This window comes from Salinimicrobium sediminilitoris (assembly GCF_020866905.1).
Classification (GTDB): domain Bacteria; phylum Bacteroidota; class Bacteroidia; order Flavobacteriales; family Flavobacteriaceae; genus Salinimicrobium; species Salinimicrobium sediminilitoris.
This window is the reverse complement of record NZ_JAIVCC010000005.1, coordinates 600,076-623,794: the sequence shown is the minus strand read 5'-3', so window position 1 is coordinate 623,794 and position 23,719 is coordinate 600,076. Positions and strand designations below refer to the sequence as shown.

General features: G+C 41.1%; 23 protein-coding genes and 1 tRNA gene. 12 read left to right on the top strand and 12 right to left on the bottom strand.

Annotated elements, in window-relative coordinates; translation table 11 throughout:
* Positions 1-88: 88 nt before the first annotated feature.
* On the top strand, positions 89-2,914 hold the full coding sequence (gene polA / locus LA313_RS07940) for a DNA polymerase I (RefSeq protein ID WP_228914145.1): 2,826 nt from the start codon (positions 89-91) through the stop codon (positions 2,912-2,914).
* 150 nt (positions 2,915-3,064) lie between these two features.
* On the opposite strand, the gene LA313_RS07935 is transcribed toward polA, so the two are convergent.
* Entirely contained in the window at positions 3,065-3,667 is a 603-nt protein-coding gene (locus LA313_RS07935) for a lipocalin-like domain-containing protein (RefSeq protein WP_228914144.1), read from the bottom strand.
* Between the two features lie 351 nt (positions 3,668-4,018).
* Between LA313_RS07935 and rplM the strand changes: the two genes are divergently transcribed.
* From rplM to tsf, 4 genes are all read left to right on the top strand, one after another.
* Positions 4,019-4,474 carry a 50S ribosomal protein L13 gene (gene rplM, locus LA313_RS07930; protein ID WP_228914143.1) on the top strand — a complete coding sequence of 152 codons (456 nt, stop codon included), beginning with the start codon at positions 4,019-4,021 and terminating at the stop codon, positions 4,472-4,474.
* On the top strand, positions 4,474-4,860 hold the full coding sequence (rpsI, locus tag LA313_RS07925) for a 30S ribosomal protein S9 (RefSeq protein ID WP_228914142.1): 387 nt from the start codon (positions 4,474-4,476) through the stop codon (positions 4,858-4,860). The genes rplM and rpsI overlap by 1 nt, the downstream gene beginning before the upstream one ends.
* A 182-nt stretch (positions 4,861-5,042) precedes the next feature.
* Positions 5,043-5,942, top strand: a complete 900-nt coding sequence (gene rpsB, locus LA313_RS07920) for a 30S ribosomal protein S2 (RefSeq protein WP_228914141.1) — start codon at positions 5,043-5,045, stop codon at positions 5,940-5,942.
* 91 nt (positions 5,943-6,033) lie between these two features.
* A complete protein-coding gene (gene tsf, locus LA313_RS07915; RefSeq protein WP_228914140.1) occupies positions 6,034-6,858 on the top strand; it encodes a translation elongation factor Ts in 825 nt (274 codons plus the stop codon).
* A 333-nt stretch (positions 6,859-7,191) separates the two neighbouring features.
* Here the strand turns inward: tsf and LA313_RS07910 are convergent, their stop codons facing one another.
* Positions 7,192-7,560 (bottom strand): hypothetical protein, encoded by a 369-nt coding sequence (locus LA313_RS07910; protein ID WP_228914139.1) that lies wholly within the window; start codon positions 7,558-7,560, stop codon positions 7,192-7,194.
* 146 nt (positions 7,561-7,706) lie between these two features.
* On the opposite strand from LA313_RS07910, the gene pyrH reads away from it, so the two are divergent.
* From pyrH to LA313_RS07880, 6 genes are all read left to right on the top strand, one after another.
* A complete protein-coding gene (gene pyrH / locus LA313_RS07905) occupies positions 7,707-8,414 on the top strand; it encodes a UMP kinase (protein ID WP_228914138.1) in 708 nt (235 codons plus the stop codon).
* 42 nt (positions 8,415-8,456) lie between these two features.
* The gene (gene frr / locus LA313_RS07900; RefSeq protein ID WP_228914137.1) at positions 8,457-9,011 is read left to right on the top strand and encodes a ribosome recycling factor; all 555 of its coding nucleotides are present in this window, start codon (positions 8,457-8,459) and stop codon (positions 9,009-9,011) included.
* Between the two features lie 125 nt (positions 9,012-9,136).
* Positions 9,137-11,557, top strand: a complete 2,421-nt coding sequence (locus tag LA313_RS07895; RefSeq protein ID WP_228914136.1) for an efflux RND transporter permease subunit — start codon at positions 9,137-9,139, stop codon at positions 11,555-11,557.
* Positions 11,558-11,647: 90 nt separating this feature from the next.
* Entirely contained in the window at positions 11,648-13,090 is a 1,443-nt protein-coding gene (asnS, locus tag LA313_RS07890; RefSeq protein ID WP_228914135.1) for an asparagine--tRNA ligase, read from the top strand.
* A 92-nt stretch (positions 13,091-13,182) separates the two neighbouring features.
* A complete protein-coding gene (rpoN, locus tag LA313_RS07885; protein WP_228914134.1) occupies positions 13,183-14,643 on the top strand; it encodes an RNA polymerase factor sigma-54 in 1,461 nt (486 codons plus the stop codon).
* On the top strand, positions 14,643-15,248 hold the full coding sequence (locus tag LA313_RS07880) for a hypothetical protein (protein ID WP_228914133.1): 606 nt from the start codon (positions 14,643-14,645) through the stop codon (positions 15,246-15,248). The genes rpoN and LA313_RS07880 overlap by 1 nt, the downstream gene beginning before the upstream one ends.
* Here the strand turns inward: LA313_RS07880 and LA313_RS07875 are convergent.
* From LA313_RS07875 to LA313_RS07835, 9 genes are all read right to left on the bottom strand, one after another.
* The gene (locus LA313_RS07875; protein ID WP_228914132.1) at positions 15,243-15,950 is read right to left on the bottom strand and encodes a porin family protein; all 708 of its coding nucleotides are present in this window, start codon (positions 15,948-15,950) and stop codon (positions 15,243-15,245) included. The genes LA313_RS07880 and LA313_RS07875 overlap by 6 nt on opposite strands.
* Positions 15,951-16,050: 100 nt before the next feature.
* Positions 16,051-16,533: an ExbD/TolR family protein gene (locus LA313_RS07870; RefSeq protein ID WP_228914131.1), complete on the bottom strand. Its 483-nt coding sequence runs from the start codon at positions 16,531-16,533 to the stop codon at positions 16,051-16,053.
* Positions 16,534-16,552: 19 nt separating this feature from the next.
* The gene (locus LA313_RS07865) at positions 16,553-17,161 is read right to left on the bottom strand and encodes an ExbD/TolR family protein (RefSeq protein WP_228914130.1); all 609 of its coding nucleotides are present in this window, start codon (positions 17,159-17,161) and stop codon (positions 16,553-16,555) included.
* A gap of 7 nt (positions 17,162-17,168) precedes the next feature.
* Positions 17,169-17,606, bottom strand: coding sequence for a hypothetical protein (locus tag LA313_RS07860; protein WP_228914129.1), 438 nt, complete (start codon positions 17,604-17,606; stop codon positions 17,169-17,171).
* Between the two features lie 17 nt (positions 17,607-17,623).
* Positions 17,624-18,418 (bottom strand): MotA/TolQ/ExbB proton channel family protein, encoded by a 795-nt coding sequence (locus tag LA313_RS07855; RefSeq protein WP_228914128.1) that lies wholly within the window; start codon positions 18,416-18,418, stop codon positions 17,624-17,626.
* A 70-nt stretch (positions 18,419-18,488) separates the two neighbouring features.
* Positions 18,489-18,576 (bottom strand) — tRNA-Ser (locus LA313_RS07850).
* A 99-nt stretch (positions 18,577-18,675) separates the two neighbouring features.
* A complete protein-coding gene (locus LA313_RS07845; RefSeq protein WP_228914127.1) occupies positions 18,676-19,704 on the bottom strand; it encodes an asparaginase in 1,029 nt (342 codons plus the stop codon).
* The gene (locus LA313_RS07840; RefSeq protein WP_228914126.1) at positions 19,688-20,830 is read right to left on the bottom strand and encodes a 1-acyl-sn-glycerol-3-phosphate acyltransferase; all 1,143 of its coding nucleotides are present in this window, start codon (positions 20,828-20,830) and stop codon (positions 19,688-19,690) included. The genes LA313_RS07845 and LA313_RS07840 overlap by 17 nt, the downstream gene beginning before the upstream one ends.
* A gap of 52 nt (positions 20,831-20,882) precedes the next feature.
* On the bottom strand, positions 20,883-21,650 hold the full coding sequence (locus LA313_RS07835) for a TatD family hydrolase (protein WP_228914125.1): 768 nt from the start codon (positions 21,648-21,650) through the stop codon (positions 20,883-20,885).
* A gap of 51 nt (positions 21,651-21,701) precedes the next feature.
* Here LA313_RS07835 and LA313_RS07830 point away from each other — a divergent pair, with 51 nt between their 5' ends.
* Positions 21,702-22,139 (top strand): retropepsin-like aspartic protease, encoded by a 438-nt coding sequence (locus tag LA313_RS07830; RefSeq protein ID WP_228914124.1) that lies wholly within the window; start codon positions 21,702-21,704, stop codon positions 22,137-22,139.
* 249 nt (positions 22,140-22,388) lie between these two features.
* Here LA313_RS07830 and odhB read toward each other — a convergent pair whose 3' ends face one another.
* Entirely contained in the window at positions 22,389-23,666 is a 1,278-nt protein-coding gene (gene odhB / locus LA313_RS07825; RefSeq protein WP_228914123.1) for a 2-oxoglutarate dehydrogenase complex dihydrolipoyllysine-residue succinyltransferase, read from the bottom strand.
* Positions 23,667-23,719: the final 53 nt, after the last annotated feature.

Sequence of the window (23,719 nt, the reverse complement as noted above, 5' to 3'; positions counted from 1 at the left end):
TTGATTAGTGTTTAATATCCCGCTACACTTTTATCGATTCTTAATACTCATTTTAGTTTCTTAATTTTATCGCGTAAAAAACAATTTCATGGCCGACCAAAAACGCTTATTCCTTCTTGACGCTTATGCTTTAATTTTTAGAGGATATTATGCCTTTATCAATAACCCCATTGTAAATTCCAAAGGCCAGGATACTTCGGCCATCATGGGTTTTATGAATTCCCTGTTCGACGTTATAAGACGGGAACAGCCAGATCATTTGGCAGTGTGTTTTGACAAGGAAGGAAGCGCCGCCCGTACAGAAATGTTTGAAGCTTATAAGGCACACCGGGATGCCACTCCCGAACCTATCCTTAAAGCTATTCCTTATATCCAGGATATTTTGACTGCAATGCATATTCCCGTGGTAGTGTTGCCGGGTTGTGAGGCCGATGATATAATTGGGACTTTGGCAAAACAAGCCGAAAAAGAAAATTATAAGGTGTTCATGGTAACACCCGATAAAGATTTTGCCCAATTGGTTTCCGAAAATATTTTCATGTACCGTCCAGCCCGCATGGGTAACGGCATTGAAATATGGGGAATTCCCGAAGTGCAGAAGAAATTTGCTGTAGAACGCCCGGAGCAGGTGATCGATTTCCTCGGAATGATGGGAGATGCAGTTGATAACATACCCGGTTTGCCCGGGGTAGGTGAAAAGACCGCTAAGAAATTCCTGAAGGAGTTTGGCAGCATGGAAAACTTACTTGCAAATACCGATAAGCTTAAAGGCAAGATGCGTGAAAAAGTGGAAGCCCATGCTGAGCAGGGCAGGATCTCCCGAAAACTGGCCGCCATCATGACCGACTGTAATGTAAAATTTCATGCTGAAGATTACGAACTCTCCAAGCCCGATGCAGAAAAGGTACAGGAGATCTTTGAAGAACTGGAATTCCGTCGTTTAAAAGAACAATTCCTGAAGCTGTTTTCGGGCGGGGAAACTGCACGACCTACGCAGGTTACAAGTACCGAAACCGCGAAAGCCCAGGAGCGGCAGGCAGGAGCAGGCCAATTTTCCCTTTTTGGGACCGAAGCATCCGAAAGTATTGAGAATTTTTCGGGCAGGAAGACCATTAAAGATGTCCCGCATGTTTACCAAAGTATCGCTACAGGTATGGCCATGCAACTCTTCCTTCAAAATTTAATGAAGCAACCCTGCGTATGTTTTGAATTTACAACAACAGGATTGAATCCGCTTTCCGCAGAAATTATTGGAGTTGCGTTTTCATGGGAAGCCGGAAAAGGATTTTATATCCCTGTTCCCGAAGACCGATCTGCAGCCCAGGAAGTGATGGAAAAACTCAGGCCCTTTTTTGAAGCTGAAAACATCGAAAAAGTGGGCCAAAACCTGAAACACGATATCAAGGTACTGGCAAAATACAACATCAGGTTTAAGGGGGAACTGTTCGACACCATGATCGCCCACTATCTTATTAATCCCGATATGCGCCACAGCCTGAACGTGCTTTCAGAAACATATTTGAATTATTCTCCTGTTTTTGTAGAGGAATTATTGGGGAAAGGCAAAAACCAGAAATCCATGCGCGACATTTCTCTCGAGCAACAAACGGAATTCAGCGTTGAGGATGCCGACGTGATCCTGCAGTTAAAGCAACATTTCACTCCAGAACTTAAAGAAGCCAAAACCGAGAAACTTTTCAATAAGATCGAGATCCCATTGGTACGTGTCCTGGCCGATATGGAACTGGAAGGAATAAAACTCGATAAAGATTTTCTTTCAAACCTTTCGGAGGAACTTGATAAAGATATTAGCCTGCTTGAAAAAGGCATTTTTGACACCGCAGGGGAAGAGTTCAATATAGGCTCGCCAAAACAGCTAGGGATTATATTGTTCGAAAAACTGAAACTGGTTGACAAGCCCAAAAAAACAAAATCGGGACAGTATTCTACCGGGGAAGAAATCCTTTCGGCCCTGGCACCGCAGCACAAGATCGTGCAACAGGTACTCGATTACCGGGGACTGGTCAAATTAAAAAATACCTACATAGATGCTTTGCCCCTACAGGTGGATGAGACCACAGGCAGGGTGCATACAGATTATATGCAAACCGTGGCGGCAACTGGAAGATTGAGTTCCAATAATCCCAACCTGCAGAATATCCCTATAAGGACCGAAAGAGGCAGGCAGGTGCGAAAAGCATTTGTCCCTCGCGATAAAGACCATATTTTACTGGCTGCCGATTATTCGCAGATCGAGTTACGAATCATCGCCTCTTTAAGTGAAGAAGATAATATGATCTCTGCTTTTCAACAAAACCAGGATATTCACGCTTCTACCGCTGCAAAAGTGTTCAATGTTCCTTTAGAAGAGGTGACACGTGAGCAGCGTAGTAATGCAAAAACAGTTAATTTTGGAATAGTTTACGGGGTTTCTGCCTTTGGGTTGAGCAACCAGACAAATCTCTCAAGAGGAGAAGCAAAAGAATTGATCGACACCTATTATAAGACTTATCCAAAACTTCGGAACTTTATAAGTGAGCAAGTGGAATTTGCCCGCCAGCATGGTTATGTACAAACGGTGCTTGGCAGAAGAAGATATTTAAGAGATATCAATTCCCGAAACCAGATGGTTCGCAGTGCAGCTGAAAGAAATGCCGTTAATGCCCCTATCCAGGGAAGTGCTGCCGATATCATTAAACTGGCAATGATCAATATTCATAAAAAATTGCAGGAGGGAAATTACAAAACCAAAATGCTGCTACAGGTTCATGATGAACTTGTTTTTGATGTGTACCGCCCAGAACTGGAACAAATCCAAAAGATGGTGAAGCACGAGATGGAAAATGCATTTATTATGGATGTCCCTCTGGAAGTAGAATTAGGTACGGGAGAGAACTGGCTCGAGGCACATTAATTAGATGTGAGATGTGAGATGTGAGATTTGAGATCTAAAATCTTTCGTTGGTCCCGAACCTGTTCAAAAGAAAACAGGAAAGATGAGCATAAAAAAACCTTCGGAAACAGGTGCCGAAGGTTTTGATCATTCAGGGGGCAAAAAAGACTGTTATTGTTTTATATATACCATTTCAATTTTTTGAATTTCTGAAGCGACTGTATTACCGGGATCTGGCGCTACATAAACTGCAGCATTTGTTTCAGTTTTTGTAAGGGTTACTTTTAGAAATTCGGAATTGTCTTTGGTAAAAAGGCTTATTGTTCTGGTCTCAACGTATTGCTGTCCATCTATTGAAAATGTAATGGTGAGTTCATTTCCATCTACAATTTCATAAGTTGCAGAATAATCGCCGGTTGTTTGACAGGAGAACATTCCGGTAGCCTCGCTAAAATACAGTCTGGCCTGGTGCGTATCCACTCCACCATTCTCTTTAAATATAAAATACATGGGATCGAAACAATTGGTTTCTAGCAGGAGGTCATTAGTCCTGTTACCATCCTGGTCAAAATCTACAGTGTTTTCCATTGAAGTCATGGAGTACATGTTCCATGTTCCTACGAGGTCTGCCGCCAAAATATTGACTTCCTGAATAGAAGTGGTTCCTGTAAGATTTAATTCCTGAACATCACTGTTCCCATTATCCTTTGAGCAGGCAGTAAAAAGTGGCGCCAACATAATCCCCGCCACTGCATGAAGTAATAATCTTTTCATAGTCAAGTTCTTCATTTCGAGGGTACAAATGTAAGAGAGAGAAATCTTATTTAATAATTCTTTAACACTTATTTCCCTTTAATCGATATTAAGTGTATTTCATCGATTAACCACAACTTATTAGATATTGTGAAGGACCGAAATTAATGGCTTAAATTTCTTTAAAAGAAGAGATTTCCAAAGCTGAAAAAACTAAATTCTGGTGACATTTACAACAGGTCTGAAAACCAGAAACTTCTACTCCATTAAATTAGTAATCTGGCGTTTGTAATATAAATTTATAATTGTACATTTGCACCCCTGTTTTATGCAGGGAATGGAATGTTTAATTATTAAGTAAATTTAATTAGTGTGGACACATTAAGCTACAAAACGGTTTCTGCCAACAAAGCCACTGTAAATAAGGAGTGGGTTGTTGTTGATGCCGAAGGACAGGCCCTTGGCCGCCTTTCTTCTGTAGTAGCAAAGCTACTAAGAGGGAAGTTCAAAGCTAATTTCACCCCACACGTTGATTGTGGTGATAACGTAATTGTTATCAATGCCGAGAAGATCAACTTAACAGGAAAGAAATGGGACTCTAAAGAGTACATTCGCCACACCGGCTATCCTGGGGGTCAAAGAAGTTTAACTGCAACGGAATTATTCACTAAAGGTCCAGAGAGACTTGTGGAAAATGCAGTAAAAGGAATGCTACCAAAGAACAAACTTGGAGCAGATCTTTTCCGTAACCTAAGAGTTTTTGCAGGATCAGAACATGACCTACAGGCGCAAAAACCAAAAACTATTAACTTAAACGATCTTAAGTAATGGAAGTTATTCACAAAATTGGCCGTAGAAAAACGGCAGTTGCACGTGTGTACGTTTCTACAGGAAGCGGTAACATCACTGTAAACAAAAAAGACGTTAAGGATTACTTCTCTACCAGCACCTTACAATATAAAGTAAGACAGCCGCTTAACTTAACCGGAAACAACGAAAGCTTTGACATCAAAGTAAATGTTTACGGTGGTGGGATTACTGGACAGGCAGAAGCTATTCGCCTTGCCCTTTCCAGAGCTATGGTAGAATTGGACGCTGAGAATAGAACTACTCTAAAACCAGAAGGTTTACTTACAAGAGACCCAAGAATGGTTGAACGTAAGAAATTCGGTCAGAAGAAAGCTCGTAAGAAATTCCAGTTCTCTAAACGTTAATATTATTGGTGTTCACAGCACCAAAAGTTCATTAAAATCATTAGATTTTTGTTGTTACTCCGGAATTCACACTAAGCATGTCGAAGTGCCGGTGGTTAGTTTAGCATCTAAACGGTCAAGGCCAGATTTAAAAATCGCCACTTGATTGTTGCTATCTCAACAGAACGTAAACTATTACAAAAATGGCAAACAAAGTAGAAGTAAAAGAATTACTTGATGCAGGTGTACACTTTGGTCACCTCACAAGAAGATGGAATCCAAACATGGCGCCTTACATATACATGGAGCGCAACGGGATTCACATCATCAACCTTTATAAGAGTGCTGCTAAAATGCAGGAAGCCGGAGACGCGCTTAGCAAAATTGCAGCCAGTGGTAGAAAAATACTCTTCGTAGCTACCAAGAAACAAGCAAAAGAAATTGTTGCTGAACAAGCCGAAAAAGCTAACATGCCTTACATCACAGAAAGATGGCCTGGTGGTATGTTGACAAACTTCGTTACTATTCGTAAAGCTGTTAAGAAAATGGCTTCTATCGATAGAATGAAGAAAGACGGTACTTTCAACACACTTTCTAAAAAAGAACGTTTACAAGTAGATCGTTTAAGAGCTAAGTTAGAGAAAAACTTAGGTTCTATTTCGGAAATGAGCCGTCTTCCGGCCGCTTTATTCGTAGTAGATATTACTCGTGAACACATCGCGATTAAAGAAGCTCAAAAATTAAACATTCCAATTTTTGCAATGGTCGATACGAATTCAGATCCAAGAGATGTGGATTATGTGATCCCTGCAAATGATGATGCTTCAAAATCAATTAGTAAAGTTGTTTCTTACATGGCCGATTCTATCGTAGAAGGTCTTTCTGAAAGAAAATCTTCTGGAAAAGATTCCAAAGAAGAAGATCAAACAGAAGACAAACCAAAAAGAACTCCTAAGCCAAGAAAGCCGAAATTAGAAACTGAAGTTCCGTCTACAGATCCACAGGATAAAAAAGACATGAAGGAAGCTCAGGAAGACGTGAAACTAGAGTCTAAAAAAGAGACTTTAGCCGATGCTCGTTCTACTAATGGTGAGGAAGAATAGAAATTTCATAAGTTAATCTATGAGTCGTTCGGTTTCTTTCTTCTGAAATTAACTGAACGACTTATTCTTTTAATATAAAACATTATACACTATGGCTAAGATAACCGCCGCAGAAGTAAATAAACTAAGACAAGCTACCGGTGCCGGAATGATGGACTGCAAAAAAGCATTGGTAGAAGCCGAAGGAGATTACGATAAAGCTATTGAAGTTCTTCGCAAAAAAGGACAAAAAGTTGCTGCAAACCGTGCCGACAGAGAGTCTTCTGAAGGAGCTGTGATCGCAACAGTAAATTCTGATAACACCAGAGGAGTGATCGTTTCTCTTAACTGTGAAACAGACTTCGTTGCAAAGAATGATTCTTTCGTTCAGTTCGCACAGGATCTTGCAGATCTTGCCCTTGAAACTTCTTCTAAGGAAGAACTTCTTGGAAAGCAGTACAAAGGAATTACTGTTCAGGAGAAACTTACGGAGCAAACCGGGGTTATTGGTGAGAAGATCGAGATTGGTGACTTCAGGACTCTTGAGGCTCCATTTGTAGGATCTTACATCCACGCCGGTAACAAGATCGCTGTTCTTACAGGACTTTCTGCAAAGACAGATAACGCCGAAGAAGTTGCGAAAAACGTTTCTATGCAGGCAGCTGCAATGAACCCTGTTGCTCTTAACGAAGAAGGTGTTGACCAGTCTGTAGTTGAAAAAGAGATCGAGATCGCTAAAGATCAACTAAGACAGGAAGGTAAGCCAGAAGAAATGCTTGACAATATCGCAAAAGGAAAGATCAAACGTTTCTTTAAAGACAACACTCTTGTAAATCAGGATTTCATCAAAGACAGCAAAATGTCTGTTGGGGAATATGTAAAGTCTGAAGATGCCAACCTTAAAGTTGTAGGATTCGAAAGAGTTGCACTTGGATAAGCACTTGCTCAATCAATATAAAAAACCCGCTTCTTTCCAGAAGCGGGTTTTTTGCGTTTTAGACTGGGTTAAAAATTAAGATCGAAAATTTGGCTAAAGCCTTGGGAGATTTTGTTCTCTGCATCCGCCGGCTACAGCCGGCGGCAATTCATGGTTATTAATTATCCATCTTTAAATGGCTAACTTAAATTGCCACCACCTTTAGGTGGTAAAAAAAAGAAGAAACAAAAAGGGCTTTAGCCCAAACGACTAGAATTTCATTTAAGGAATAAAAAAATCTTGGCTCTTGTTTCTTGTAGCCGGCCGGCCGGCAGAGCGGTCTTGGTTCTCTTTTTAGATCCTCTCAAAGGTCATAATAACCTCTTCGCCTTCGGGGATAGAAGGATATAAATTTCCAGTTCTGAATCTACCGGGATCCAGCTTTTGGAAAAACAACTCAGTGCTTCCCTCCTGCCCACTTACCAGACTTAAAAAAATGGCATCATCTTTAATTTCATAGATATAATCTTCCTCATTGCCTTCTCCGTCTATTCTTGTCAACCTGTTATGTGATGAAAAAATAAGTGTGGTGCGATCACTTACAGGTGCCACTTCGATCCATTCCCCCGGAAGGGTTTTTTCTATAGAATCATCCTTATCACAGGAGATCGCACAAAAAAGGAAGAGTACTAAAAATACTTTTAGAAATATAATTTTTTTCATTGCTTATTTTTGATCGGGCAACCCTTTTCCCGTTAATAAAAGTATAAAATTTAGCCCTCATCAAAGGGCTACTTCAATATTCTTTTTTGTCCCCTTTATAACATTAATAATTTCCTTAGTTTTGCACAACCCATCAAATCACGTAAATGCACTACAAAAGAATCTTACTTAAACTTTCGGGCGAAGCACTTATGGGCGATCGCCAGTATGGAATCGATCCATTCCGTTTAGCCGAGTATGCACAGGAAATAAAAGCAGTTACAGAAAGAGGAGTTGAAGTGGCCATAGTTATTGGCGGCGGTAATATCTTTAGAGGTGTATCTGGTGCCAGTCGTGGTATGGATCGCGTGACCGGCGATCACATGGGAATGCTTGCCACGGTAATAAATGGTTTGGCACTGCAGTCTGCTCTCGAAGATGCAGGCATCCAAACGAGACTTCAGTCCGCTATAAAAATTAATGAAGTAGCAGAGCCTTTCATTAGAAGAAAAGCCATGCGCCACCTTGAAAAAGGGAGAGTAGTTATTTTTGGGGGTGGTACAGGAAATCCTTATTTCACTACAGATTCCGCAGCAGTTTTAAGGGCTATAGAAATTCACGCCGATGTGATCCTCAAAGGGACACGCGTAGACGGAATTTACTCTGCAGACCCGGAAATAGACAAAAAAGCTACTAAATTTGACTTTATAAGCTTTGATGAGGTCCTTACCAAGGGATTGAAAGTTATGGATAGTACGGCTTTTACACTTAGTCAGGAAAATAAGCTACCTATTATCGTTTTTGATATGAATAAACCCGGAAATCTCGAAAAGGTTGTGACCGGAGAAAAAATAGGTACCAAAGTAAATTTTTAGGCATACGAGATTTGAAATAGTTTTTAAAATTAACCTTTAGAAATGAACGACGAGTTAGATTTTGTTATTGATAGTGCAAAGGAAGCAATGGATAAAGCCATTCTTCACCTGGAGAAACAGTTATTAAACATTAGAGCGGGAAAAGCGACTCCCGCTATGCTTGGCAGCGTAAGAGTAGATTACTACGGAAGCCAGACTCCTCTAAATCAGGTAGCCAACGTGAATACTCCAGATGCCCGTACCCTCACCATTCAACCTTTTGAAAAAAGTATGATCCAGGCTATTGAAAAAGGGATCATGCAGGCCAATTTGGGGTTTAATCCTATGAATAACGGGGACAGCGTGATCATTAACGTTCCACCTTTGACCGAGGAGCGTCGCCGTGAACTTGCAAAGCAGGCCAAAGCCGAAGCCGAAGATGCCAAGATTGGGGTTAGGAACGATCGTAAGAACGCTAACCAGGAAATAAAAAAACTTGACATTTCTGAGGATCTTCAAAAGTCTGCTGAAGCCGAGATTCAGGAACTTACAGACACTTATATTGATAAGATAGATAAGATCCTTGCAGTTAAGGAAAAAGAGATCATGACTGTCTAAAAGGGCTAAATTTATATACTTTTTTAAAGCGGCTTTTTCGGCCGCTTTTTTCTGCTCCAATTTGAAGGCTGCTACCATTATATAAATATGCTTGCTTTCTTACCTTTGCAAAACAAATTTCTACCATGTCAAAATTTCTCGGCTTCGAGTTCTGGAATACGGTTGCACGTACCATTCTTCGGAACAGGATCCTTATCCTGATATTGATCGCTGCAGCAACCATTTTTCTTGGTTTGCAGTGGAAGAACATGAAATTTTCCTTTACTGAAGCTAACCTTCTGCCCGATGATGACCCTATCAATTTGCAGTACCAGGAGTTTTTAGACAAGTTTGGGGAAGAGGGCAATGTAATTGTACTTGCTGTAAAGGATTCTGCTTTATTTTCTCCTGAAAATTTCATGGCCTGGAATTCTTTGGCCGAAAAACTGGACAGTTTTCCTGAAGTTGAATTTTCAGTTGGCATTGGCAACCTTCAAAAACTTCAGAAATTTGAAGATCCCGGGAGGTTTGAGATGGTTCCTTTTGTTACCGAGCCCCAGCCCAACACCAAACAGGTAAGGGAGTATCGGGAAGAATTATTTCAGGATTTGCCCTTTTACGAAGGTTTGGTTTACAGCAGGCACTCCAATACAGTTCAAACTGCAATTTATCTTGACAAGGAGATCGTCAACACAGGGAAGCGCAAAACATTTGTAGTAGAGGATCTAATTCCACTCGTAGAAAAGTTTGAAGCAGAACAGGATCTAAATGTCTATGTCTCGGGCATGCCTTATATACGTACGCTTAATTCCCAGAACATCATTGATGAGATAGGTTTATTCATTGGAGCTGCGCTTTTAGTAACTTCTCTTATATTTTTCTTCTTCTTCAGGAGTATTCGCGCTACGGTGATCTCCATGATCACGGTTATTATTGGCGTGATGTGGGCCTTTGGTGTATTGGGACTGCTGCATTATGAGATCACGGTACTTACTGCGATCATTCCGCCGTTGATCATTGTGATTGGGATCCCAAATTGCATCTTCCTCATTAATAAATATCAGCAGGAGATAAAGAAGCACGGGAATCAGGCGAAGTCGTTGCAGCGAGTGATCACAAAAGTGGGGAATGCCACCCTAATGACCAATCTTACGACAGCTTCGGGATTTGCAACTTTTATTCTTACAGAAAGTACCTTGCTCAAAGAGTTCGGGATCGTGGCTTCTATAAATATCATTGCGATCTTTATCCTGAGCCTCCTTATCATTCCCATCATCTACAGTTACATGAATGTGCCGAGGGAAAAGCACTTAAAACACCTGAACAAAAGATGGATCGCCGGGTTTGTAGACTGGATGGAAAAAATGGTAAGGCACCACCGCATTGGGATCTTCATCATCTCACTTGTACTGCTGGTAGCAAGCATTATTGGGATCTATACGATCAAGATTTCCGGAAGCCTTTTGGAGGACATGCCACAGGAGGCGGCCTTTTTTAAAGATATCAAATTCTTTGAAGAAGAGTTCGATGGTGTTATGCCATTGGAAATATTGATAGACACCAAGCGGGAGCAGGGAGTAATGAAACTGCCTACCCTAAGGAAAATGGATGAGCTTCAAGAGCTCATTGCTGAAGAAAAACAGCTTTCCCCTCCGGTTTCTATAGTAAACCTGGTTAAGTATTCGAAACAGGCCTATTACAACGGGAATCCAAAATATTATCAGCTGCCCACATCCCAGGAACGCAACTTTATTCTTCCTTATGCCAAGGGGCTGGATGCTGCCGGTGATAATTTACTCACTTCTTTTGTGGATAGTACCGGCCGTTATGCCAGGATGACCACCTTTATGAAAGATATTGGCACCAAAGAAATGGAGGGGATCGAGGAAGACCTGTGGCCAAAGATCCTTGAAATATTTCCTGAAGATCGTTTTTCAGTAGAGATGACAGGTAAAGCATTGATCTTTCAAAAAGGCACAAATTACCTGGTTAAAAACCTGATCATTTCCCTTAGTCTCGCGATCTTCCTAATTGCCCTGATCATGGCATGGATGTTCCGCTCCTTTAAAATGATACTTGTATCGCTAATTCCAAATCTCCTGCCTCTTCTGGTGACGGCGGGAATGATGGGCTTCCTGGGAGTGCCAATCAAACCCTCAACTATCCTGGTTTTTAGCATCGCCTTTGGGATCTCTGTAGATGACACCATTCATTTCCTGGCAAAATACCGGCAGGAACTCAAAGCAAACAACTGGAAGGTCAAAAGATCTGTCTATGCTGCTTTGAGAGAAACCGGTGTGAGTATGTTCTATACTTCAATTGTGCTGTTTTTTGGTTTCTCTGTATTTATGATAAGCAGTTTTGGGGGCACAGTAGCACTTGGAGGATTGGTTTCGGCCACCCTGCTGTTTGCCATGCTGTCGAACCTGCTACTACTACCGGCGTTACTTCTATCGCTTCAGAAGGAAATTGCAAATGAAGATGTATTGCGGGAGCCTACCATAAATATCTTTCCGGAGGAAGAAGATTCCGAAGAGAACTACAGCAAGGAGGATCCAAAAATGTGATTTTTGACACCTGTTTTTGGTCAAGGCCTTTATTTAATTACTTGTAAGGCAAGTGCGGAAAAATTATCTTTGCTCTCCAAATAGAAAAAGATGATCACAGGAAAAGTTGCAGAACTTTTAGAAAGCACTCAATATTTACAGGAAGTAGAGGTAAATGGCTGGGTTCGTTCCTTTAGGAGCAACCGCTTTATCGCCCTCAATGACGGCTCTACCATCAACAACCTTCAATGTGTTGTTGATTACGAAAAACTAAGTGAGAATACCCTAAAACGCATTACGGTTGGGGCAGCGATAAAGGTCACGGGGACCCTGGAAGAAAGCCAGGGCAGCGGACAAAAGGTGGAAATCCAGGCAAATTCTGTGGTAATCCTTGGGGATGCAGATCCCGAAGAAGTTAAACTTACCATCCTCTCTCCTAAAAGGCATTCCCTTGAAAAACTTAGGGAGCAGGCACACCTTAGGGTAAGGACCAACACTTTTGGGGCTGTGATGAGACTAAGGTCTAAATTGTCTTTTGCTATTCACAGCTATTTTCAGCAAAACAATTTCCACTACGTCAATACCCCTATAATCACCGGAAGTGATGCCGAGGGAGCAGGAGAAATGTTCAAAGTGACGTCTTTCGACCTTGATAATGTTCCGCGTAACGAAGATGGATCCATTAATTACAAGGAAGATTTCTTCGGAAAGGAAACTAACCTAACCGTTTCGGGACAGCTTGAGGGCGAGACTTATGCTCTTGGTCTCGGACAGATCTACACTTTTGGACCTACTTTTAGGGCAGAAAACTCCAATACTTCCCGTCACCTTGCCGAATTCTGGATGGTAGAGCCCGAAATGGCTTTTTGTGACCTGGCTGGAAATATGGACATTGCCGAGGATTTTATAAAATATGTTCTCAAGTACGTATTGGACAACTGCAAAGACGATCTTGCATTTCTTGAAGAACGCCAGGCCAATGAAGACAAGGCAAAACCGGAAGCCGAAAGAAGCCCAATGAGCCTTACAGAAAAGTTGAAGTTCGTAATTGAAAATAACTTCAAAAGGGTGAGTTACACCGAAGCTATTGACATCCTAAAGAACTCGAAGCCCAACAAAAAGAAAAAATTTAATTATATTATAGAAGAATGGGGAGCCGACCTGCAAAGTGAGCATGAGCGGTACCTCGTAGAAAAGCATTTTAAATGTCCGGTGATACTTTTTGATTACCCGGCCAACATAAAAGCTTTTTATATGCGTTTAAATGAAGACGGTAAGACTGTGCGGGCCATGGATATCCTTTTCCCTGGTATTGGGGAGATCGTTGGTGGCTCACAACGGGAAGAACGTCTTGAGGTGCTACAACAAAAGATGCGGGCGCTTGATATTGATGAAGAAGAGTTGTGGTGGTATCTCGATACCCGTAGATTTGGGACCTGTGTACACAGTGGATTTGGACTTGGATTTGAAAGATTGGTGCAGTTTGCCACGGGAATGGGGAACATTAGAGATGTGATCCCATACCCGAGAACTCCGCTTAACGCCGAATTCTAAAACTTTTTACATCCTAAAGTACTCATAAACAATCTACGTTCGTTTACGTTTGTAGATTGTTTTTTTTATTTTTATAAAAAGCCAGAAACTATATGCTAAAACAGCAGTTAAACTTAAAATTATCTCAAAAGCTTTCCCCTCAACAAATCCAGTTGATGAAGCTTATTCAGCTTCCTACGCAGGCTTTTGAGCAACGGCTTAAGCAGGAGATGGAGGAAAATCCTGCACTTGAAGGTGGGAAAGAGGATAATGAAGAGTACGAAGAGGATTTTGGCACAGATGACTACCAGGATGAAGATCAGGGAAATGAGACCATTGAGGCAGACATCAATGTAGATGAGTACCTGAGTGATGACGAAATTCCTAATTACCGTTTGCAGGCCAATAATTATAGTGCAGATGACGAAGACAGGCAGGTACCCTATGCATCGGGCACATCTTTTACGCAGTATTTAAAAACCCAACTCAGCACTCTTAGGCTTAATGAGTCTGAAGAAGAGATTGCCGAGTTTTTGGTAGGAAGCGTGGATGAAAGCGGATATATAAGAAGATCTATTCAGGACATTGTTGATGACCTTGCTTTCACTCAAAACGTTTATACAGATGAGGAAACTGTTGAAAAAGTACTAAAATATGTACACGAATTGGATCCTGCGGGCGTTGGTGCAAGAAGTCTTCAGGAATGTTTGTTGATTCAGTTGAACAGAAAAGAGCAAACAAGAGCGGTAAGTCTTGCCTCCGATATTATTGAAAAGTCTTTTGATCAATTCAGTAAGAAGCATTACCAGAAATTGCTTTCCAAGCATGATATTTCCGAAGAAGAACTTAGGAATGCAATAGATGTCATAGAACACCTTAACCCCAAACCCGGGGGTGCCTATGCTGGAAATACGCGTGCAGTGGAACATGTAATTCCCGATTTTACTATCAAAATAGTCGATGGGGAGCTGGAACTAAGCCTCAACGGTCGAAATGCGCCAGAAATGCACGTTTCCAAGGATTACAGTGAGATGCTCAAAGGTTACAAGGAATCCAAAGAAAAAAGCCGGGCACAGAAGGATGCGGTAATGTTCATAAAACAAAAACTGGATGCCGCAAAGTGGTTCATTGAAGCAATAAAACAGCGACAAACTACCCTGTTTGTTACGATGAGTTCTATCATGAATTACCAAAAGGAATTCTTTCTAACCGGAGATGAAAGAAATCTAAGGCCCATGATCCTAAAGGATATTGCAGACGAGATTGACATGGATGTCTCCACGGTTTCCCGGGTAGCCAATAGTAAATATGTCGATACTCCCTATGGCACAAGACTCATTAAAGATTTCTTTTCTGAATCCATGAAGAACGACCAGGGGGAAGATGTTTCAACCAAGGAGATCAAAAAGATCCTTGAGATGACCATTGAAGACGAAAACAAGAGGAAACCTCTAACAGATGAGAAGCTGGCAAAAATGCTGAAGGAAAAGGGTTATCCAATTGCGCGTCGTACTGTAGCAAAATATAGAGAACAGCTGGATATTCCCGTTGCCCGCCTTCGAAAAGAGATTTGATGAAGCTTCTTATTAAGTCTGCATCCTACCTTTTTCACCCCATTTGGATGCCCTCTGTAGGAACTTTGATCTATTTCCTGGTAACACCACGATTTTTCCCAATAGAAGTCATTAAAGCCAAGCTTTTGGCAGTGGCCATCATGACTATCTTTATTCCCATCGTTTTTGTTTATATGCTCAAAACCCTTGAAAAGGTAAATGACCATCATCTAAAAGAAATACAAGAAAGAAAATGGCCGCTGTTCTTATATGCCGTGTTAGATTTTGTAGTGCTCAAATATGTATTGAACACCTTTGATTATCCCGAATTGTATTATTTCTTCATGGGGATAATGCTCTCAGCTCTTTTGGCTTTATTGTTTCTTCTTGCCAGGATCAAAGTAAGCCTCCACATGATGGGGCTCGGGGGATTAACGCTCTTCCTGGTATTTCTAAGCCTGCATTTTAATCTCAACCTGGTTTATACCATTAGTTTTATGATTGCCATTACAGGCCTCACCGCCTCTTCACGGTTGCATCATGGCGCCCATTCTTACACCGAACTAAGTCTGGGAATAATTCTCGGTCTGCTTCCCCAGGTAGGAGTAGCCTTTATGTGGTTATAAAAGATAGAAAGTAAGTCCCAACTGCAAGGTCTTTAGATCAAGGTCTTCATTATTCACTGTCGCGTCTTTAAAGAAGGAGTTTAGGCTATAATAGAGAGAAAAGTTAAAGGTGTTATAGCCAAAGGTAAAAGTTGCCCCTAACCTAAGTTTTTCAAATTCCGGGACATCCGATTCCCTGTAAGTATTTCCATCCTGCACAAATTTTGACTGAAAATAATATACATATCCAGGTCTTAAACCTGCGTAGATACGCCAAAACTTATAACTTTCTGGAGTCGAGGTACGCCATCTAAACTGAATTGGTAAATCAATGGACTGCGTTGTAAACCGATTAGTATTAAAATCTACCCTATCCCGGTCAAGTACTGCAAAATAGGTTCCCTCCCCCTCCACAGCTTCTCCTACGTAGAGGTTGTGCCCATAGGTGTCAATGGACCAGCCAAGACCAAGCCCAAGGGCAACATTCCGCCGGGAATTAATGGGAAAATCTCTAATAAAGCCGGTGTGAAAACCTCCTGAGAACTGAGAAGTGGTAATCTCTGATGGCGACCCGCTAACGATGTTGTAAGTGAAACTAAAATACACCTGGTCCTCACGATACAGGCTATCGATCACAGGGGGAATTTCATTTCTTTCCTGCGCCTGAAGGAAAAAAGAAGAAAAGAATAAAACGATAAAATGCCATTTTTGCGACCGGTACATGAAAGAATTTTGATCAAAGATAACTCGAAGAAAAGCAGCATTCAAAAAAAAAATCCCCTTTCGGAAAGAAAGGGGATTATAAAAAGATTATAAAAAGATTTTAGTCAAAGTTCTGCGCTGCATCACCGGTACGGGTAGTGTAATTAATCTTAAGAGCTTCAGCCTTTCTCAGCTCCATCTTAATATCAGATACTAATCCCATATTGGTTTCATGGTCAACCTTTAATGCGGTTGTAAGGAAAGGAACAAGTTCCTCTCTTTTAGTTTCTCTTTCAGCATAAATAAACTGTTGGATTTCACTAACCTCAGCAAAGTTATCATTCAACTGTATCCTGGATTCGGTACCAACACTTTGTTGATATCTGGCACTTGGTTTACCCGCATAGATATACATCACAAGATCCTTCTTATCGAGTTTCTCTACCTGGTCTGCATAAGGAAGAACGTTTTGCACCTTTAAGGTAGTCTCCCTCATTGTTGTTGCCACCATGAAGAAGAAAAGAAGCATAAAAACGATATCTGGCAGGGATGAGGTATTTATCGCGGGCAGTTCACTGCCTTTTTTCTTATTGAATTTTGCCATAGCTCTTTAATTTTCGCGATTAATTTTTAGGATCGGCTTCTGAAAGCTTTTGAGGCCACATATCTCTTATTTCCTCAATTCGCTCCTTCAAACTTTCCTTATTTCCTGTAAAATTGATGTTGTCATAGTCTGCCTCCATTTGAGAGAAAGATTTTCCGTACAACCTTTGGGCAGAACGGTTACGCAACTCATTATACGCTCCTACCAATTCATTTTGAACGGCAATATAGGTCCCATATTCAGTTTGCCTGTCATTTACAAGCATGATAACTGCTTTTATAGGATTATCTGAAGAGGTTGGATCTCCGGCACCTTCACAGTAAGTACAGGCTTCCGGTCCAACTCCTCCACCATTGTCCAAAAAGGCAACAGCGGCATCTCTAAGATCCTTAAGCTCCATTAGCTCATCTTCTACTAACAGATCATTATTTCGGTTTACAATTACCTTGAAAATATTCTTTTCTTTGATAATTGGCGGTTCCACGTTTTCATCCTGCATTGGAGGCAACTTTCTGCTGATACCGCTATCTGTTTCAATAGTTGTTGTCACCAGGAAGAAGATCAAAAGCAAGAAGGCGATGTCGGCCAATGAACCGGCATTTACTTCAGGTGTAGATCGTCTGGCCATAGCTAATTTAGTTTATAAGTTTTCTGACTCCGGAAAGTATCATTAGCAATATTGCTGTACCGGCAAGGATATAGAAGGTTACTAAACCTGCTCCTACCCAATGGTCTGCATTTGCTGAAAGCATCGTTCCATCATTAAGTTGTCTCTCGGTACCACTTGTAAGTAAATATGCAATACCAATAACCACAATAAACGCTCCTACTGCGATTAGGGTTCGCATAATATCTCCCGAAAACAGTCCTTTGATCACAAAGAATAGCACAAGGAGCACAATTATTGCAAACACAATGTATGCCACATATAGGAATGGAGTCACCACACTTGCCTGTACATCTGCCGAGTTTTCTATAGCATCATCACCGGCCATTAGAACTCTTCCCCAAAGGATTAGTCCAATAACCCCGATAACGAGCGCTATATATTTTAATATTTTATGTAAGCTCATAATTAAGTTTGGTAATGTTATACTCTTCTTTTGTTCTTGTAGTCTACAAGGATATCCATCAAAGTGATAGAAGCATCTTCCATATCATTAACGATACGGTCGATCTTAGCGATAATGTAGTTGTAAAAGATTTGAAGAATAATAGCCACGATCAAACCAAATACTGTAGTAAGAAGAGCGATCTTAATACCACCAGCAACTAGTGAAGGTTGCATATCTCCTGCCGCTTCGATTCTATCGAAAGCCTCGATCATACCAATTACAGTACCCATGAACCCAAGCATCGGAGCCAGAGCGATAAACAAAGATACCCATGATACGTTTTTCTCAAGAAGTCCCATTTGAACACCTCCATAAGCTACAACTGCTTTTTCAGCAGCTTCTGTACCTTCATCGGCGCGGTCAAGACCCTGGTAATAAATAGAAGCAACAGGACCTTTTGTGTTACGACAAACATCTTTGGCAGCTTCGATACCACCTGTATTCAATGCGTCTTCTACATCCTGCGCAAGTTTCTTAGTATTGGTAGTTGCAAGGTTAAGATATATAATTCTTTCAATCGCGATCGCCAGTCCTAAGATCAAACAAAGAAGTACGATCCCCATAAATCCGGGTCCACCTTCGATGAAGCGTCTTTTAAGCTCCTGGTGAAATCCTACATCTTCAGTTTCTTCAGCAACTGCCTGATCTTCATCCTGAACAAAGTTCACCATGGTAGCCGGCAGGGCATTCACGTTATTTGTCGCATTTACATCTACGGCTCCGAACACCATAATTGTAGCGATCACCAAAATTGAAAATAATCTTTTCATTACTTTTTGTCTTAATTTAATTAGTTAACGGGTTAAAGATATAAATATTTATTCAAATAAAAATAACTAGCAGAGAGGAAGGGATTCGAACCCTCGATACCCTTGTGGGGTATACACACTTTCCAGGCGTGCGCCTTCGACCACTCGGCCACCTCTCTAAAATATTATACTGACAAAATCTTTTTTCAAGCTATTTCTGAACAGTTCGCCAAATAACGAAAAAAAAGAGAAGCTGGTCAAGTAACAGCCCTTAATTTTTATGACATTTCCCCACGTAAGGAAGTTTCGAATATTGTTCTAAATACTTTTGGACTTAGTTCCTTCGCCAGGAGATACATCATTTTAGCCACAGCTGCCTCTGTAGTAATGTCTTTACCCGAGACAACCCCAATTTTTTTGAGTTGTGTACTTGTTTCATATTGGCCCATCGCTACACTGCCCCCAATGCACTGGGTGACATTCACAATAACCACACCCCTGGAAATTGTATCCTTGAGTAATTGAACAAACCATTCCAGGGTAGGCGCGTTCCCGCTACCATAGGTTTCCAGGATCACTCCCTTTAATCCTTCTTTACTCAATATATGCTCCAATAGACTCCTGTTTATCCCCGGAAAAATCTTTACCAAGGCAATCTCATCATTAAGACCTTTGTGAAGTTTCATCCTGCGACGCTGGTTCGGCTTCCATAAATAAGCGTCGTTAACTGCCAAATGAACTCCCGAATTTACTAAAGGAGGATAATTAGGTGAAGCAAAAGCCTGAAAATGCTCTGCATTGATTTTTGAAGTACGGTTCCCCCTGTACAACTTGTATTCAAAATAGAGACCAACCTCAGTGATTACCGGCTTTCCGTTCTTTTGAAGTCCTGCGATTTGAATACTGGTAATGAGATTTTCTTTAGCATCTGTCCTAAGATCCCCAATAGGCAACTGGGAACCGGTCAGGATCACAGGTTTTGAAAGGTTCTCAAACATAAAACTTAGAGCCGATGCACTGTAAGACATGGTATCACTCCCATGCAAAACAACAAACCCGTCATACTCTTCATATTTCTCCTCAATAATTTCGGCCATTTGAACCCAATAGGCGGGATTCATGTTTGAAGAATCTATAGGCCTTTCAAAACTTACCGTGTCAATATGATGTTCCAGCAGTTTTAATTCAGGGATATTTTGCAACAGCTCATCAAAATTGAAGGCCTTGAGCGCACCTGTCTCAAAATCCTTCACCATACCAATGGTTCCCCCAGTATATATTAGGAGAATATTAGCGCTGGTTTTCATGCTGATTCTTCTGATTAATTACTGGATTGGCATACATTAGAAGATAACTGTTCACCTCAAGTGCATTCTTAAAATCAACTCTACGGGTAAGACGCCTTTCAAACTGTCTTTTTTGTTTTGTGTTATAAAATTCTTCAAACATGCTGCTACCATTAAGCAAATCAAAAGCGATATAATTGGCAGGCCAAAGCTTATAGTTGTAATGGATGCGACGATCAATACTCGCCGTTAAGACTTGCAGCTGTTCATTCACAGATCCGGCTTTCGCCTCGATCTCCTTAAGCGCCTCTGTGCTTATAGGTTCTCCGGCAGCAATGTGTATTCTTCCCTTATTTCCAAGGGCACCTTTAAGAATAGATTTAAAATCTTCATTTGCCGACTTTATATAGATCTGCTCCATTCTTTTGGCCAGGATCTCCGGCAACTTTAGCACATCTGTAGGATCAAATTCATAGGAAATCGCCACGGGTACAACTTTCAGCTTACCAAAATATTCGGCTACAGAGTCATCTCCCTTTGCCATCGCCAGCATTTTTAGCACTCCTTGCTGAGTATGATCATTACCGTCTTTGGTCCTACCCTCACGTTGGGCCATCCAAACCGATCGCTTCTCCTCGAGGAGAAGTTTTCTTATATATTCTGAAAGTTTTTGGGAACTTTTAAGCATTTCCCGCGGACTCACCCCCCGTGTTACCAGGAAATTACGATTGAGTCGGGAAAGTGCAAGCAGGAACGGCTTTTTCACAAGGTTATCCCCAATGGCCGAAGCAGTCATCTTAAGATCGGCCTCGTAAAGCACACAATTAAGCAGGGAAGTATCGAGAACTATATCCCTGTGATTGGAAATATACAGGTAAGACTCATTTTTATCCAGTTGATCAAAACCCGAATAAGATAAACCCTCAGAGCTCTTGCTCAACACCATTTGCACGGTGTGATAAATAATTTTGGTCTGGAAGTCCCTAATAGAATTACAGCTAAGGACCTTCTCCTCCACCTTCTCAAATGCAACATTCGGAAAGGTGAATTGCAAAAGACCTTTGATCATAGGATGCCGCACATAATCCTTTAAAGCACCCTGCACTTCTGCATCGTCGTAAAACCGAATATCATCGTAATTTGTCACTGGTTGTTCGTTAGAGTTAGCAAAAAAACAAAAATATAAGCACAAGTCTTGATTATATCCCAAAAATATCCCGTGAGTTACGGGTTGTGACTGCAGCTATTTCTTCGGGAGTGGCGTTATAGACCTCAGCAACCTTGTTAAGCACTTCAAGGATATAGAGACTTTCATTGCGTTTCCCCCTGTAGGGCACCGGCGCCAGGTAAGGAGCATCGGTCTCCAGCACAATCTCACTAAGCGGGATCTGATCTAAAAACCTGTCAATTTTACCATTTTTGAAGGTTACTACGCCGCCAATCCCCAGCTTCATATTATAGGAAAGTGCCTTTAAAGCCTGTTCGTGAGTCCCGGTAAAGCAATGAAAAATTCCAAATAGATCTTCTCCCTTCTCTTGTTCCAGCACTTCAAACACTTCATCAAATGCATCCCGGCAGTGAATCACAATTGGCAATTGATGATTCTTCGCAAGCTGTATTTGATACCTGAAAGCTTCCTGCTGAATTTTTAAAGTTGACTTATCCCAGTAAAGATCAACTCCCGTCTCTCCCACTGCATAAAACTTCTTTTCATTAAGCTGCTTTTCCACAATATCTAATTCCTCCCGAAAATTCTCCTTTACATGAGTGGGATGCAGCCCGGCCATTAAAAAAATATTTTCGGGGAATTCTTTTTCCAGAGCATACATATCTTCAATATAGGCTGAATCAATAGCCGGAATAAAAAAACGTGTAATATTGGCATCTAATGCTCTATTTATCATCTCCCTGCGATCTTCCTCAAAAGATTCACTGTAGAGGTGGGTATGAGTATCTGTTATTGTCATAAATGCAAAAATAATTTAATTTATACAGCTATCTTTGCCAAAAAGAAAAGAATGGCATCTCTTAAGAAGTTACTTAAAGAAAAAGGATACACAAGAATACCTCTCACCTATACCGCCACTCAACATCTGGAACTAAAAGCGAAAATAAATAAAATTGAGGGCAATTTCATCCTTGACACCGGGGCATCCAGCACCTGCGTTGGGCTGGAAGCTATTTCATATTTCGAGTTACTCGCAGAAGATAGTGATGTAAAAGCGGCAGGTGCCGGGGCAACTAACATGTTGACCCAAATTGCAATGAAGAACCTTATTGAGATCAAAGGCTGGAAAACAAAAAAAGTGGATCTCATACTTTTCGACCTTAAGCATGTTAATGAGGCTCTGGTAAAACATAAAGCCGAAAAGGTGCAGGGAATTATTGGCGCCGACATACTCAAGAAAGGCAAAGCCATTATTGATTACAAATCTATGAACCTTTACCTGAAATAATCTTTAAAAAATGGGGGTTTCCACCCATTTTACAGCGGTATATCTTTGAGTACCTTGAGGTTAACCAAAAAATCTACCGCTATGAATTTTTTTAACCTAAAACACCTGCCGGTGTTTCCGGCGTTACTGGCACTGTTAATTATATTTGTACTGGTACTCAATCTCTACATTCTACTTACGTACTAGTACAAAAAGAAAGGCCGTAATTTTCGAAAAATTACGGCCTTTCTTTTTATCATTTTTCGAACTCTATAATTCCAGAGCTCTCTTCACATCATTATCCATAAGAAGTTCTTCCGGATTTTCCAGGGCCTCTTTTATGGCCACCAAAAATCCTACAGATTCTTTTCCGTCAATAATCCTGTGATCATAAGAAAGTGCTACATACATAATAGGACGAATTTCCACATGACCATCAATAGCCACAGGCCTGTCCACAATATTATGCATTCCAAGAATTCCGCTTTGAGGAGGATTTAGAATAGGTGTTGAGAGCATAGAACCAAATACTCCACCATTGGTAATGGTAAATGTACCTCCGGTCATTTCATCTACAGTGATCTGCCCGTCGCGCACCTTGATTGCAAGACGTTTGATCTCTGCTTCCACCCCACGGAAGCTCATGTTCTCTACATTTCTCATTACCGGAACCATCAATCCTTTTGGACCCGATACTGCAATACTAATATCTTTATAGTCATACTTCACCTGGTAATCTCCGTCGATCATGGAGTTCACTCCGGGATATAGGTCCAGCGCTCTTACTACTGCAAGGGTAAAGAAAGACATAAACCCAAGGCTAACACCGTGTTTATCTTTAAACTCCTCTTTATATTGCTTTCGAAGAGAGAAGATGGCAGACATGTCTACCTCATTAAAGGTAGTAAGCATAGCTGTCTCATTCTTAACTTCTACCAGGCGCTCTGCAACGCGACGGCGCAGCATAGACATTTTTTTACGCTCCTCTCCACGCTTACCCTGTCCTGGAGTACCCATAGACGGTTTTGCGTTGTTAGCATCTTCCTTAGTGATCCTGCCGTCACGGCCGGTTCCTTTTACAGAATTTGCATCCATCCCTTTTTCATCAAGAATCTTTTTGGCTGCAGGAGAAGGACTTCCCGTTGCATAAGTTTCCTTTTCCTGGGACGGCTTGTTTTGAGCCTCTGTTTTGGCTTCAGCTTTTTTGTTGTCTTTTTCAGAAGATTCCAATTCCTCTTCTTTAGCCGACGAGGCCTCTTTTTCCTCTTTCGCTACTTCCTTTGAATCACTATCTCCACCTCCGGGCTTTGGAGCATCTGTATCGATCAAACAAACTACCTGACCAACAGCTACGGCATCTCCCTCTTCTGCTTTTAAGGTAATAATACCACTGGCCTCTGCCGGAAGCTCAAGGGTAGCCTTATCACTATCAATTTCGGCAATTGCCTGATCTTTTTCTACATAATCTCCGTCTTCAACCAGCCACTGGGCGATTTCTACTTCGGTGATCGATTCTCCCGGAGAAGGGACTTTCATTTCTAAAGCCATGATTTCTTCTTTTTTATTTTAATGCCGAAATTAATACCGGCTGAAAATTAATA